This window comes from Kribbella sp. NPDC051620, assembly GCF_044453825.1.
Taxonomy (GTDB): Bacteria; Actinomycetota; Actinomycetes; order Propionibacteriales; family Kribbellaceae; genus Kribbella.
Map to the genome: position 1 here is coordinate 163478 of NZ_JBITDB010000002.1, position 13619 is coordinate 177096.

General features: G+C 66.5%; 14 protein-coding genes. 3 read left to right on the top strand and 11 right to left on the bottom strand.

The genetic code is table 11. From position 1 onward, the window contains the following. Window positions 1-56 precede the first annotated feature (56 nt). Together ACIA12_RS08100 and ACIA12_RS08105 are read left to right on the top strand one after the other, a co-directional pair. Complete coding sequence (locus ACIA12_RS08100; RefSeq protein WP_396366195.1) at window positions 57-962, top strand: DUF929 family protein; 906 nt, start codon at window positions 57-59, stop codon at window positions 960-962. Between the two features lie 4 nt (window positions 963-966). Then, window positions 967-1434 carry a vitamin K epoxide reductase family protein gene (locus ACIA12_RS08105; protein ID WP_396366196.1) on the top strand — a complete coding sequence of 156 codons (468 nt, stop codon included), beginning with the start codon at window positions 967-969 and terminating at the stop codon, window positions 1432-1434. An 18-nt stretch (window positions 1435-1452) separates the two neighbouring features. Here ACIA12_RS08105 and ACIA12_RS08110 read toward each other — a convergent pair whose 3' ends face one another. From ACIA12_RS08110 to dxs, 5 genes are all read right to left on the bottom strand, one after another. After that, window positions 1453-2751, bottom strand: a complete 1299-nt coding sequence (locus ACIA12_RS08110) for a hypothetical protein (protein ID WP_396366197.1) — start codon at window positions 2749-2751, stop codon at window positions 1453-1455. Between the two features lie 116 nt (window positions 2752-2867). Continuing rightward, window positions 2868-4346, bottom strand: a complete 1479-nt coding sequence (locus ACIA12_RS08115; protein ID WP_396366198.1) for an APC family permease — start codon at window positions 4344-4346, stop codon at window positions 2868-2870. A gap of 69 nt (window positions 4347-4415) precedes the next feature. Next, on the bottom strand, window positions 4416-5798 hold the full coding sequence (locus tag ACIA12_RS08120) for a hypothetical protein (protein ID WP_396366199.1): 1383 nt from the start codon (window positions 5796-5798) through the stop codon (window positions 4416-4418). A gap of 109 nt (window positions 5799-5907) precedes the next feature. Next, window positions 5908-7185 (bottom strand): hypothetical protein, encoded by a 1278-nt coding sequence (locus ACIA12_RS08125; protein ID WP_396366200.1) that lies wholly within the window; start codon window positions 7183-7185, stop codon window positions 5908-5910. 58 nt (window positions 7186-7243) lie between these two features. Further along, entirely contained in the window at window positions 7244-9136 is a 1893-nt protein-coding gene (gene dxs / locus ACIA12_RS08130) for a 1-deoxy-D-xylulose-5-phosphate synthase (RefSeq protein ID WP_396366201.1), read from the bottom strand. Between the two features lie 210 nt (window positions 9137-9346). Here dxs and ACIA12_RS08135 point away from each other — a divergent pair, with 210 nt between their 5' ends. Beyond that, window positions 9347-9847 carry a DUF402 domain-containing protein gene (locus tag ACIA12_RS08135; protein ID WP_396366202.1) on the top strand — a complete coding sequence of 167 codons (501 nt, stop codon included), beginning with the start codon at window positions 9347-9349 and terminating at the stop codon, window positions 9845-9847. 18 nt (window positions 9848-9865) lie between these two features. Here ACIA12_RS08135 and ACIA12_RS08140 read toward each other — a convergent pair whose 3' ends face one another. The 6 genes from ACIA12_RS08140 to ACIA12_RS08165 all read right to left on the bottom strand — a co-directional run bounded on the left by ACIA12_RS08140 (window position 9866) and on the right by ACIA12_RS08165 (window position 13592). Further along, the gene (locus tag ACIA12_RS08140; protein ID WP_396366203.1) at window positions 9866-10114 is read right to left on the bottom strand and encodes a DUF3027 domain-containing protein; all 249 of its coding nucleotides are present in this window, start codon (window positions 10112-10114) and stop codon (window positions 9866-9868) included. A gap of 6 nt (window positions 10115-10120) precedes the next feature. Beyond that, a complete protein-coding gene (locus ACIA12_RS08145) occupies window positions 10121-10348 on the bottom strand; it encodes a hypothetical protein (RefSeq protein ID WP_396366204.1) in 228 nt (75 codons plus the stop codon). Window positions 10349-10485: 137 nt separating this feature from the next. Next, entirely contained in the window at window positions 10486-10734 is a 249-nt protein-coding gene (locus tag ACIA12_RS08150; RefSeq protein WP_396366205.1) for a hypothetical protein, read from the bottom strand. A 541-nt stretch (window positions 10735-11275) separates the two neighbouring features. Further along, window positions 11276-11833 (bottom strand): suppressor of fused domain protein, encoded by a 558-nt coding sequence (locus ACIA12_RS08155; RefSeq protein ID WP_396366206.1) that lies wholly within the window; start codon window positions 11831-11833, stop codon window positions 11276-11278. Between the two features lie 270 nt (window positions 11834-12103). Beyond that, window positions 12104-12502, bottom strand: coding sequence for a hypothetical protein (locus tag ACIA12_RS08160; protein ID WP_396366207.1), 399 nt, complete (start codon window positions 12500-12502; stop codon window positions 12104-12106). A 733-nt stretch (window positions 12503-13235) separates the two neighbouring features. Beyond that, entirely contained in the window at window positions 13236-13592 is a 357-nt protein-coding gene (locus ACIA12_RS08165; RefSeq protein WP_396366208.1) for a hypothetical protein, read from the bottom strand. Window positions 13593-13619: the final 27 nt, after the last annotated feature.

The following is a 13619-nucleotide window of genomic DNA, read 5'->3' on the forward strand; positions in this document are numbered from 1 at the left end:
CTTCTGTGGTTTGTCGGCAGTTGTCCCTGGTGGATCAAACCAGAGCTGGGGAGAACATGAGCAAGCGCGTGGAACAGAAGTCTCAGGCTCGCGAGAAGGCGGCTTCGTTGGCCGCCGAGCAGGCGCGGGCCGAGCGGCGGCGGAAGCTGCTGATCGCGATCAGCGCCGTCGTGGTGGTCATCGTGGTGATCGGTGGCCTGGTCGCCGTCCGGCTCGCCGGTGGCGGCAAGAAGGACGAGGCAGCCGGGCCCTCCGGTACGGCGGATTCGAGCCTCATCTCGACGCTGGCCAACATCCCGCCCGCGACCTTCGCCGCGGTCGGCAGCGACGCCGTGAACGCTTCCCCCGCAGCCATCACCGCGCCACCGCTGACCGCCAACGGCAAGCCGAAGGTGCTCTACATCGGCGCCGAGTTCTGCCCGTACTGCGCTGCCGAGCGCTGGCCGGTCACGGTCGCGCTCTCCCGCTTCGGCACCTTCAGCAACCTCGGCACGACCCACTCGGCGTCGGCCGACGTCTTCCCGAACACGGCGACGCTGTCCTTCCACGGCTCGACCTACACCAGCCAGTACCTGTCCTTCACCGGCGTCGAGACGACGACCAACGAGCAGGTCAACGGCCAGTACGCGCCGCTGGACACGCCGACCGCCGAGGACGAGAAGACGTTCGCGACGTTCAACCAGCCGCCGTACGTGAAGAGCGGCGGCTCGATCCCGTTCGTCGACCTCGGCGGCAAGTTCGTCGGCTCCGGCGCGACGTACTCGCCGGAGATCCTGGCCGGCAAGACCCAGACCGAGATCGCCGCCGCGCTGAAGGACGCGAACAGCCCGATCGCCAAGGCGATCGACGGCTCGGCCAACGTCTACACCGCGGCCATCTGCGCTCTCACCAACAACCAGCCCGCCGCGGTCTGCTCGATGGACGCGGTCAAGACAGCGGCCGGCAAGCTCGGGAAGAGCTGACCCCGTGAGCGCCGGTGTCACGACGCAGCGCAAGTCGCTCGGCTGGCTCCCCTGGATCACCTTGGTGCTGTCCGTCGCAGGGGTCGCGGTCGCGGCGTACCTGACCTATGAGCACTACACCGCCGGTACGACGCTTGCCTGTCCTGACACCGGCGTCGTGAACTGCCTGAAGGTCACCAGCAGCCAGTACTCGAAGCTGTTCGGCATCCCGGTCGCGCTGCTCGGCCTGCTGTTCTTCGTCGGGATGACGGCGCTGTCGTTGCCACCACTCTGGCGTACGGCGTCCCCCTGGCCGAGCCGGCTACGGCTGGCCGCGGTCGTCGTCGGAGTGGTGTTCGTCTGCTACCTGATCTGGGCCGAGCTGTTCCAGATCGACGCCATCTGCCTGTGGTGCACGGTCGTCCACGGACTGACGATCATCCTGTTCGGGTTGGTCGTCATCCGGCAGGCCTTGCCACCGCTGGAGGACTAGTGTCCCGCCTCCGGGACACTAACCCCGGAACTTCTTCACCGCGGTGACCAGCTCGGCCGGCGTCTTGCCCGTGTGCTTCTTGATGATCGCGGCGTCGGCGGCCGGGCTGACGCCGTGCTGGGCGAGCTCGGTGTAGAGCGCGGCCATCCCCTTCACGCCCTCGGTGGAGACCACGTACTCCGTCGCCCACCAAGACTGCCCGTACGAGCGGTCGCCGCTCGCGTCGAACTGCGCCTCCCCCGGCAGCACCTTCATCGACGGCAGGTACTTGGTCTTCACCATCTTGCGGTAGGGATCGACGGTCCAGCGCGGGTCGTCCTCGATCGACCGGCAACGGACGTACTCCGCGACGCCCTCAACCAGCCACGTCGGCGTACCGAGGCCGAGCGGCACCGTGGCGACGTGCGTCATCTCGTGCACCAGCAGATCCTCTTCGAGGTTCTTGCGGACGGCTGGGTTGATCACGATCCTGCTGCCCACCGGCGCGACCGCCTTCACGCTCAGCGGCTCGCCGTCGTACAGGGTGACGGCCTTGGCCGCGATCGTCCAGCCGTTGCCGGTGCCGGTCCGCCAGTGCATCGACATCACCCGCGGCTCCGGCATCGCGATCACCATCACCTTGCCGTTCCAGGGCCGCGGCCAGTGCCGGCGGACGGCGGCGACGGCGTCCTGCGAGATGCCGGCGATCTTCTTGCCCATCGGGATTTCCTTCTTGTCCACCACGACGGTGACCGTGCCGCGGTGGACCACCTTGACCGGCTGGAAGTCCCAGGGCTGGCGATGGCCGTCCTCGCTCAGCGAGTCCTCGATCGCGTCGTCCGCGACCAGGATCCACCGGCCGGACCGGAGTACGAAGGTGTAACCGAGGTCGGTCTGCACCGGCTTCGGGTCGAGCCCGGTGAGCTCGTAGCGCATCATCACCCGGGTGGTGAAGGCGGTCTTGCCGTACTTCGCGACCATCTTCGGCGCGGCCCGCTCGTCGGCGGCGAAGTACCGCAGATTGGTGAAGTCGAACTGCCGCAGGTTGCCGAACAGCACCCGCTGCTCGGCGACGAGCTTCGGCTGCTTGGGATCGACCGAGGCGATGAACCCCGACTCGTCGTCCTTGAGAACGGCTCTCGCTCGCTGAGCCAGGAGCGCGTCCACCGCGGCCTTCCTGGACTTCGACAAGCCGGGCGGGGTGGTCGCCTCAGCAGCGGCCGCAGTACCACCCGGAGACCTGCCGCTGTCCGGTTTGGTCACCACGACGACGCCGACGGCACTCGCCAGGACCAGCGCGGTGGCGCCCGCGAAGAGGCGTCCCCGCTGCATCGTCATCTGGTGCTCCTCGCCCGGCCCGATCCGGCCGGACGGATATTACCCCCCAATTCGCTCCCCTGGGGTCGCGAAGAGGCCGCGCCCTTGCGGACGCGGCCTCTTCGAGCGTTGGACGACTACGCCCTGGTGCTCTCGCCAGTGCGCTCCGTCTCGCCGACGCGGCTCTTGCGGTAGCCGTAGAGCGCGTAGACGGCGAAGCCCAGCACCATCCAGACCAGGAACCGGATCCAGGTCTCCAGCGACAGGTTCAGCATCAGGTAGACGCAGATGAGGGCTGCCAGGATCGGTACCACCGGGTTGCCCGGCACCTTGAACGAGCGCTCGATGTCGGGCCGGCTCCGGCGCAGCAGCGGCACCGCGATGGAGACCAGGGTGAACGCGGCCAGCGTGCCGATGTTCACCATCTCCTCCAGCTTGCCGATCGGCGTCACGCCGGCCACGATCGCGACCACCACGCCGATGCCGATGGTGAGGCGGTACGGCGTACCGAACTTCGGGTGCGTCTTGCCGAGCCGGGCCGGCACCAGGTGGTCGCGGCTCATCGCGAAGACGACGCGCGCGGCGCCGATCATCAAGGTCAGTACGACGGTGGTCAGACCGGCGACCGCGCCGGCCGAGATCAGCGTCGCGAAGCCTGGCTTGCCGACCGACCGGAAGGCCTCGGCCAAGGCCGCCTCACCACTGATGTCGGTGTACTTGACCATGCCGGTGATGACGATGCAGACCAGCACGTAGAGCACCGTGCAGATCGCCAGCGAGCCGAGGATGCCGCGGGGCAGGTCGCGCTGCGGGTTCTTCGCCTCTTCCGCGGTCGTCGCGACCACGTCGAAGCCGATGAACGCGAAGAACACCAGCGAGGCGCCCGAGACCAGGCCCATCACGCCGTACGTCGACGGCACCCCGAAGATCCACTGGATCAGCGGGGTGGTGATCGAGGCATCGTGGTCGGGGGCCGGGACGCTCGGCGGGATGAACGGGGTCAGGTTCGAGCCCTTGATGTAGAACAGCCCGGCGATGATCACGAACAGCACGACGAACAGCTTGACCGCGACCAGCGCGAGGTTGACCCGCAGCGACTCCTTGATGCCGATCGTCGCCAGCGTGGCCAGCACGATCACCAGCAGCATCGCCAGCACGTTGACGTCGGAGTCCGGCCCGATCGAGGCGGGCCAGCCCAGTCCTATCTCGTCGAGGAAGAGCTTCGCGTACGTCGACCAGCCCTGGGCGACCACGCTTGCCCCGAGCATCAACTCCAGCAGCAGGTCCCAGCCGATGATCCAGGCGAAGATCTCGCCCAGCGAGAAGTACGAGAACGTGTACGCCGAACCCGACACCGGCACGGTCGACGAGAACTCCGCGTAGCACAGCGCCGCCAGCGCGCAGCAGATCGCCGCGAACACGAACGACAACGCGATCCCCGGACCCGCGTAGGCCTTGGCGGCCCGGCCGGTCAGGGTGAAGATGCCGGCGCCGATGATGACGCCGATGCCGAAGACGGTCAGGTCGAGGGCGGTGAGGCGTTTCTTGAGCTGGTACTCCGGCTCGTCGGTGTCCGCGATCGACTGCTCGATCGTCTTGGTTCGCAACAGGCTCATTACGCCTCCTTGACTCGGACGGAACGCTGCCGAGCCTGCCAAGCTGACGGGTTGAGGTCAAACCGCCACTCAGCGTTGAGGCTCGTAGTCCTTAAGGTAGATCCAGAGCGTCGCCTCGGTGAACCCGGTGCGGGTCAGCAGGATCCGGTCCCGGGCCGCCTGATCGGTTCCGTGCATGGCCAGATCCTCGTACAACTCCTCGACGGCCGCCAGACCCAGGCGCTTCACCAGGAACCGGACCGCCAGCCAGCTCACGCCGTACACGTCGGCGTTGTTGTTGTAGAAGCCCTGGTCCGACGGCAGCGCGCTGAGCAGCGGCAGCGCGTCGTCGATGACCTCCTGCTCCCACTTGCCGACCTCGCCGGGTCCGCTGATCGCCTCGATCCCCCGCCAGGACACGTACTCCGCCGCGCCTTCGGCCAGCCACAACGGCTCGTACCCACCGAGGTCGGCGGTGGCGACGTGAGTGATCTCGTGGGACAGCAGGATCTCGTCGACCCGGTCGCGTTCCTTGGGGTTGACCACGATGTACGCGCCGGCGACCGTACCGTCGGCGGTGTCCTGACCGGGCAGCGACGAGAAGGTCGAGCCGGCGCTCGCGGCGGACTCCACGTCCTCGTCGTTGAACCGCGCGTCGCGGACGTCGGAGTCGTCCAGCGCGGCGATCAGCACGGTGCCACGCCACTTGCGCGGCCAGTACGCGGTCACCTCGGCAAGCGCCTCGGTGGCTTCGGTGACGATCGACCGGCCGCGCTGGGTGTCGCCTTTGTCGACCAGGACGAGGACGCGCGGGGCGCGATGCACCTCGAACCGGCCGAGGTCCCAGGCTTCCTGGTGCGCGCCCGGGCCGAGCTCGTCGTCGAGGTCGTTGTCGTCGGCCATGATCCAGCGGCCGCCGTGGTGCACGAAGGTGTAGCCGAGCTCGGTCGTCACCGGCACCAGGTCGACCTCGTGGATCTGGTACCTCATCAGCACCCGGACCAGGTACGTCGAGGCGCCGTGCGCGCGGACCGCCTTCTGGTCGAACCGTTCCTCGGCCTGGCTGTAGCCGATCTCGTCCAGGCCGAGCTCGACCAGGTTCGCGAACAGCACCTTCTGCTCTTGCCGCAGCTTCTTGTTCGCCGGGTCGACGTCCTGCAGGAACATCTTCTCGTTGACGGTCCGGACGGCCTTCGCGCGGCGCAGCAGGATCGTGTCGACGGCCAACCGGCGGGCAGCGACCGCCGCAGCCGTCTTGGACGGCGGCTTGGTGCCGTTGTTCGGCTGGGTCGCAGGCGGCGTGGTGAGGGGCGCGCTGGGCCTGGCCCGGGCATCCTGCTCCCGGTCCTCGACCGCGTAGACGACGCCCGCGGAGACCACGGCCACGGCAATCAGCAGGCCCAGCCAGCGGCGGGGCCCGTGGGGCGGAACCTCGGCGCCGGACGGTACGGCGCCAGGTGTTGTCGAACTCACGTCGGGTCGATTCCTCCGGTCCGCCCGTCTGCCACAGCCCGGCTACCCTACTCGCTCCTACAGTTTCCACCACCGACACGCCGGGTATACAACTTGCCCGCTGCTGCCCTTAGCCGGCCGCTTCCTTCTTCAGCGCGAGGAAGAGGCGGCCTTCGGTCAGGTTGAGGTGCTCCAGCATGATCCGGTTGCGCTCGGCCTGGGTCTCGCCGAGCGAGGCCATCTCCTGGTAGAGCGTGCCCACCTCGATGCCGCCGAAGTGGCGGAACAGGTAGTCGACCGCGAGCCACGACATCGGGTACGAGCTGTTCGAGTCCTTGAAGAACACGTCGTCCGCGGGCAGCCCCTTCGCCTTGGCCAGGTACTTGGTCTGGACCTCTTTGCGGTACTTGTCCAGCGCGAGGTTCTCCTCGCCGGCCATCGGCAGGAACTCGACGTACGTCGCCGCGCCCTCCACCAGCCAGCGCGGCGCAAACGCCCCGTACGGCGCGGTCGCCACGTGGGTGAACTCGTGGGCCAGCGTCCGGGCGTCGACCTTGTCGCGGTTGCGCGGGTTGATGACGACGTACGAGTCGGCCCGCTCCCCCATCGCCGTCACCTCGCCGGGCAGCGTCCGGTACACCCAGGTCGCCATCGCGAGCGCGTCCTCGGCGTTCTTCGGCACGGTGTAGTCGGCGCCGCGGACGATCTTGTCGTCCAGCGCGATCACCACGCCCGAGCCCGTCCAGCCGCCCGGCCAGGCCTTGCTGACGGCCTCTACCGCGCTGACCGCCTTAGCCGCGAGGTTTTGGGCGAGCTTGGTCTGGTTGCGCTCGACCACGATCAGCACCCGCGGCGCGCGCTTCACCAGGATCTGGCCGAGATCCCAGGCCTCCTGATGCGATCCCCGCGGCAACAGATGGTCCATGTCGCTGTCGGACACCAGCAGCCAGCTGCCATCGGGCTTCTGGACGAAGGTGTAACCGAGCATCGTCCGCACCGGCTGCGGATCGATGCCCTTGATCTGGTACCTCATCACCACGCCGACCAGGTACGTCGACGGGCCGTACTTGTCCACCAGCCGCTGGTCGAACTGTTCCCTGAGCTGCTCGTACTGCAGGCTGGCGAACCCGAACTGCCGCAGGTTCTCGAAGAGCAGCTTCTGCGCTTGCCGCAGCGTCTTGTTGGCCGGGTCGACGTCTTGCAGGAACTCCTGCTCGTTGTCGCGCTGGACCGCCTGGGCACGGCGGAGCAGCACCTTGTTCACCCCGGCCGCGCGGGCCGTCTCGTCGATCTCCGGCGGGCCGGACGTCTTCGGCGAGGCGATGGCCTGATCGGAGTCGGCGCTGGACCGGTGCAGGGCGAGCCCACCGGCGACGGCTCCGGCGACGAGAACCAGCGAGAGCAGCAACGGCCAGAGCCGACGCTGCCGGGGTGCCGCGGAGTGCCGCCCCCTCGCCGGTCCCCCGTCAGGCCCCGCCCGGCCTGCCGCTCGCGGTGTCTGACTCACTGGTGATCGCGTCCCCTTGCCTGGCGATCAGCTCTATCACGTCCCGGGCCAGCCCCTGGCCGGTCAAACCGATCTCCTGCAGGATCTTGTCCCGCTTGGCGTGCTCGAGGAACTCCTGCGGGATGCCGAAGTCGCGCACCGGGGTCGTCACGCCCGCGTCGCGCAGGGCCTGCGCGATGGCCGCGCCACAGCCGCCGGCCCGGCCGTTGTCCTCGATCACGACGACGAACTTGTGCTTGCCGGCCAGCTCGACCAGCACCGGGTCGACGGGCTTGACCCAGCGCGGGTCGACCACGGTGACGCCGAAGCCCTGCTGCTGCAGTCTGGTCGACACGTCCACGGCGGTCGCGGCCATCGAGCCGATGCCGATGATGAGGACGTCGGTGCCGGTTCGGACCAGGACGTCGCAGCCGCCGATCCGGTCGATGGCTTCGATGTCGGGGAACACCTCGCCCTTGGCGTAGCGAAGTACCGTCGGGGCGTCGTCGACCTCGATCGCCTCGTTGAGCAGCTCACGCAGCCGGGTGCCGTCGCGGGGCGCGGCCAGCCGCAGGCCGGGGACGACCTGGAGGATCGACATGTCCCACATGCCGTTGTGGCTCGCGCCGTCGTCACCGGTCACGCCGGCCCGGTCGAGCACGAAGGTGACACCGCACTTGTGCAGCGCGACGTCGAGCAGCAGCTGGTCGAAGGCGCGGTTGAGGAAGGTCGCGTAGAGGCCGACCACCGGGTGCAGGCCGCCCATCGCGAGGCCGGCGGCACTCGTCACCGCGTGCTGCTCGGCGATGCCGACGTCGAAGATGCGGTCGGGGAACTGCTCGGCGAAGGCCGCCAGGCCGGTCGGGTGCAGCATCGCGGCGGTGATCGCGACGACGTCGGGCCGGCGGTGGCCGATCTCGATGATCTCGTCGGCGAACACGTCGGTCCAGCCGCGCGGCTTGCTCTTCGGGCGGACCTGGTGGAAGTTGTCTTCCTCGTCCTGCTCGGCAGCGGCGTACCCGAAGCCCTTCTGGGTGACCGCGTGCACGATCACCGGGCCGCCGAACGCCTTCGCCTTGGTGAGCGCGTCCTCCATCGCCTGCCGGTCATGGCCGTCGACCGGGCCGACGTACTTGAGGCCGAGGTCCTCGAACATGCCCTGCGGGGCGAGCATGTCCTTCAGCCCCTTCTTGACGCCGTGCAGCACCTCGTACATCGGCGGGCCGACATACGGCGTACGGCCGAGGTTCTTCTTCACCAGGTCGAGGATCTTCTCGTACCGCGGGTTGGTGCGCAGGCTGGTCAGGTGCGTGGCCAGGCCGCCGACGGTCGGGCTGTAGGAGCGGCCGTTGTCGTTGACGATGATGACGAGCTTGAGGTCCTTGGCCGCGGCGATGTTGTTGAGCGCCTCCCAGGCCATCCCGCCGGTCAGGCCGCCGTCGCCGATCAGCGCGACGACGTGCCGGTCCTCCTTGCGCAACCGGTACGCCTTGGCGAGGCCGTCGGCGTACGACAGGCTGGTCGAGGCGTGGCTGTTCTCGACGACGTCGTGCTCGGACTCGGCCTGGCTCGGGTAACCCGACAGGCCGCCCTCCTGACGGAGCGTGTCGAACTTGGCGGCCCGGCCGGTGAGCAGCTTGTGGACGTACGTCTGGTGCCCGGTGTCGTAGATCAACCGGTCCCGCGGCGACTCGAACACCCGGTGCATCGCCAGGGTGATCTCGACCATGCCCAGGTTGGGCCCGAGGTGCCCGCCCGTCCGCGACACCGTCTCGACCAGGACGTCACGGATCTCCGAGGCCAGCTCACGCAGTTGCGAGTCGGTCATCCGTTTGAGGTCCGCCGGGCCATCGACGGTCTCCAGAACGCGCATCGAGCTCCTCCGCAGGTTGTCCTCGAACGCTTGAGTCTATGCACGGACAGCGACGATTCCGAACTCAGCAGCCCCGCAGATGCGTTTCTCACACTCCCCCAGGCTCACCGCGACTCGGCCGGGGCGCGCTTGCTCGCTTGTGATGCGCCCCTCACCTAAAGTCACCCCTATGGAGCCAGACCGGGGCGGTGGGGTGGGGCAGAGATGGACATGGTGAGGACACTCTTCTGCAAGTACGACGGCACGCCCCACCGCCTCCTCGAGTCCATCAACCTGGGCGAGGACGAACACGGCCTCTGGGTAGGCTCCCTCCCCGGCTCCCGCGGCCAGCGCGCCGACGGCACCTGGGTGACGATCGACCACCACCGAGTCCGCCTCTACCCCAGAGGCCAATGGTGGAGCGCCCTCTTCAACGACACCCCCCACCCCACCCAGATCTACTGCGACATCACCACCCCACCCGTCTTCGGCGTCGACTCAGTCACCACCATCGACCTGGACCTGGACATCCGCCTCCTCCGAGACGGCACCATCAAGGTGATGGACGAAGACGAATTCCTCCTCCACCAAAAGCTCTACAACTACCCACCCCAAATAATCGCCACCGCCCAAGCCACCTGCACCTGGATAACAGCCAACATAGCCACGTCCGAACCCTTCACCACGGTCTACAAGACCTACCTCGAAAAGCTACGCACCCTCCAGCCCTGACGCTCCAGAACCTCACCCCTACTCCGGCTGTCGCACGACCTTCGCCTCGAACTCCCCACACCCATCGTGCTCGAACCGCACCCGCCCGTCCGAGCCCGACGCCGCGTTCGCACAGACACCCCAGTCTTCCCCCATCACCCCGGCCAGCGGCCGCCAAAACAAGCAATCCGCACACTGCTCCCAGTACCACGCGTCCAGGTACCCAACCTCACCGGTAACCCGGTTCCGAAGCCCCAACCACCGCGCATGCGCATCTTCAGCACTCATCCGCCGTTACGCTCCTGAGCGCTTCGTCTGGCTGCGCCACCACGACTCATCCCGGCCGGCGTCCTCGAACGCCTCGCTCATCTCGATCACATGCTCCACAAAGCTCCGCGGCGGCCGGAGCCCATGATCACTGACGTAGTGCTTCAACCCTTCCGGCCAGACATACACCCCATCACTCAACTCCAGCGAGCCGTTGGTAGTCGAGTCACAGAGCCGGCACGGCGAGTACCCCATGTAGGCGCGCGTAACAAACCCGCGCCCAAGGTAGTCAACAACCCGATACCGCTCACTCTCATCCCAATCCAGATCTACGAAGTCACCAGGCTCCGGCCAGCCTTCCTCCCTCGGCCCGCGCCAGTAACCGATCAAGATCAACTCGGATCGAACCACTGCCACTCACCTCCGCCATGAACCTTGAGCATCTCCCGCAGCACACCGAGCCGCTTCATACGTTGAGCAATCCCTCGTCGAACCAGACGTCCTCGCATCCCGGCGCGATCAGAAGCCGCCACCGCCCAGAAATACCAGCCGCACGCATCTCCGTCGACCGGATGCCTCAACCCGTTGAGAGGCCAGGCCTGGGCGTCCCGCACCTCCCGCGCAACGCCGGCCATCTGCATTCCCTCAACCTCAACCCCTACCACCCCGAACCGCTCGCACACCTCCCTCATGCGCCACTCCCTCGTCGACAACCTTCAGTCGGTACTCCGGTCCGTTGGCCAGGCTTACTCATTTGGCAGTAGTCGGCGGCGAGCTGGATCCGTGGGTGGGCGAACACGGTGTCCGGGAACAGCGCGTCCTCAACCCCAAGGCCCCCGGCCGCCAACGCCGGTTCGACCGCGATTCCCACCGGCGTACTCACGCAGACGCTCGCGTAGTCGAGCCACTGCGACGAATCCATCCCGGTCGTCGACTCTGCTGCCCAACCCCAACGTCCGCAGCCTGTCTGTCCACCTGCCCGGTCATCACAAACCGGTACCCGATCTCCCGTGCACTCGCGAGCCACAGGCTGGCGAGAAGGTCGCTGTCTCGCGGTAGACAAGCATCGGCAGGTCTACCTCGACAGGCGCCCAGAGCTTCGAACTCCTCCGGTGTCTGCGGAGTTGGACGGGGTAGCGGTGGCACGGAGGGATTGTTGGAACGCCGTCGCCATTGCATTGACTATGCCGGTTCGGCCGCGCGCCGGGGATCCCAGAACGGCGTTGCGGCCCCCTCCCATCGCTTCAGCAGCGTGTCGGCGCCATGCTCGGCAACAAACATGCGTTCTGATTCGAAGACGGGCACGACCTGAAGGAACTCGACGCGGACTCCATCCTCCAGTCTGAGTTCGGGCAAAATCTCAACGGCCTGGCGTAGCACCAGGAGCGTATGCATCTCACTTCCCGGCCAAAGAGCCTCATCGGCCGGCACTGTGTGCCCATGATCGACGCGTACGCCCTCTCGCCGTGCGAACAGCCCGAGCGCGGCCAAAGGAGACGCAATGGCATCGCGACCAGGCTGGAGCCCGACGAAGTACTCGACCCGATGTCCGTCTCCCGCGCCCGGCATGTCCTCCACGCTGGCACCAAGGGTGGCGTACAGGTCGACCCCTTCGCCGTTAGCCGCCGCGTCCCATTTGAAGATCTCGATCTCAAACGCCCCACTCCGGAACGCGGCCTTACGCGACGGCTCACCCCAGCGACCTCGATAAAGATCGCGAACAGCACTCACTACAGTCATTTACGGACCTCCATATGGCCACCAGACGCCTGCCGGCTGGAAGAAGTCGACATCCTGCGAAGCTCCTCCCCGTCCAGACAGACCACCCGCCGGTCCCCCTTCGACCGGATGCCTCAACCCGTTGAGAGGCCAGGCCGACCCGTCCCGGACTTCGGGCGTGACGCCAGCCATCTGCATTCCGCCAACCTCCACCGGCCCCACCCCGAAAGGCTCGCATACCTCCCTCTCCTCGACGAGAACCTTCAGGCGGTACTCCGGTCCTGGCGGAGCTCACTCGTTCGAAGGCGTTCCGAGTACATCGGCACCCTTCAGGAACGTGTCGAGCGTCGGTCCATCCGGTGCTGGGAGTAACTCCAGGCCCACTACGATCCGCTGACAGTAGTCGGCGGCGAGCTGGGCTCGGGCGTGAGCGAACACGGTGTCGAGGTCGTCGTCATCGTCAGGGAAAGCGACGTCATCGAAGAGTTCCAGAGACACAACCTGAACCACCGGAAACAGCGCGTGCTCAACCCAACTCCCGACCATCAACCCCGGATCGACCGCGATTCTGACCGGCGTACTCAGACAGACGATCGTTGAGCTGAGCCACCGCGACGAATCCACCCCGGTCGATCCTGCGGCCCGACCCCAGACGTTCGCCGCCTCGTCATCCACCCACCCGGTCGTCACGAACCGATATCCGATTCCCCGCACCCAGACGGTTCATTCCATCGCGGTCATGATCGGGGTAGTCAGGAACGATCGACCAGAGGTCCAGCCATCACGTGACTGAAAGAAATGACTGCAGCGATTACCGCACGAGTCTCCTCAGCCGACATAGAATCCAAGCGGAACAAGTCAATGTTAGGATTCGCGACGGTTATACCCCGCCTACTCTCAACCGTAAAAGATGCGTAGACAACTTCTCCACTATTTAAGCGGATGACTGCGAGGACAGCATCATCATCGGCCGCCGAAAGACTTACCAACTTCCTCGGAACACACACCTCCGCTCACATACCGATCCATTTCGAATCGACAGTGTAGTTCTCGCGCCAGTGCCTGCGGGTTCGACCATTCGCCGAGCTTTTCCAACAACTCCGCCTGAGACCGAGCCCATGGCCAGGTTGCCTGCTTTGAGGGTGAGGATCGGGTCGGTGAGTCCGGGTACCACCGCCTGCCACAGGGGTTGGGGGGTACGAGCGATCGCCACGAAGCCTCGGACGTTGGCCGAAGAAGATGGTCCCGGTGAAGTTATTGACGCATTCGTAGGTCGCCTGAGTCATATCGACGCTGCCCTTGACGGAGCCCAGCTTCCCGGTGGCAATACCGTGGGCGATCTGAACCTGGGCGTCTTCGGGAGGCGCAGCCCATACTTCAGTACATAGTACGCCAGCTGGCCTCCGTTGAACGGCGCGGGAGCTCAGTCGACCAGCAAGCTCTCGTCGTACCACACGTCTTCATGGCCGGGCGCGATGAGGAATCTCCATCCCGGCGGGAGTGCCAGATAGGGCAATGCGACTGGACACCAATCAGCGAGATGACTGACGTGCAGAGGAACGAAGAAGTCCGCATCGTTGGAGAACTCTTCCCCCGCCCAGATGTACCAGCCGCTACCTTCTCCTTCCAGCGGATGGCGGAGCCCATTCAGCGGAAGCACCGACTTACTACGCACATTCTCCGAGATTCCGACCTTCAGGTGAATAGGCGCGACAACCGGCGCGACATCGAAACGCCGACAGACATCCAGCTGTTCTGCGAAAACGACCTCGTGACTCAAACCCACACCCCTCGCCTCGCCGCAGGT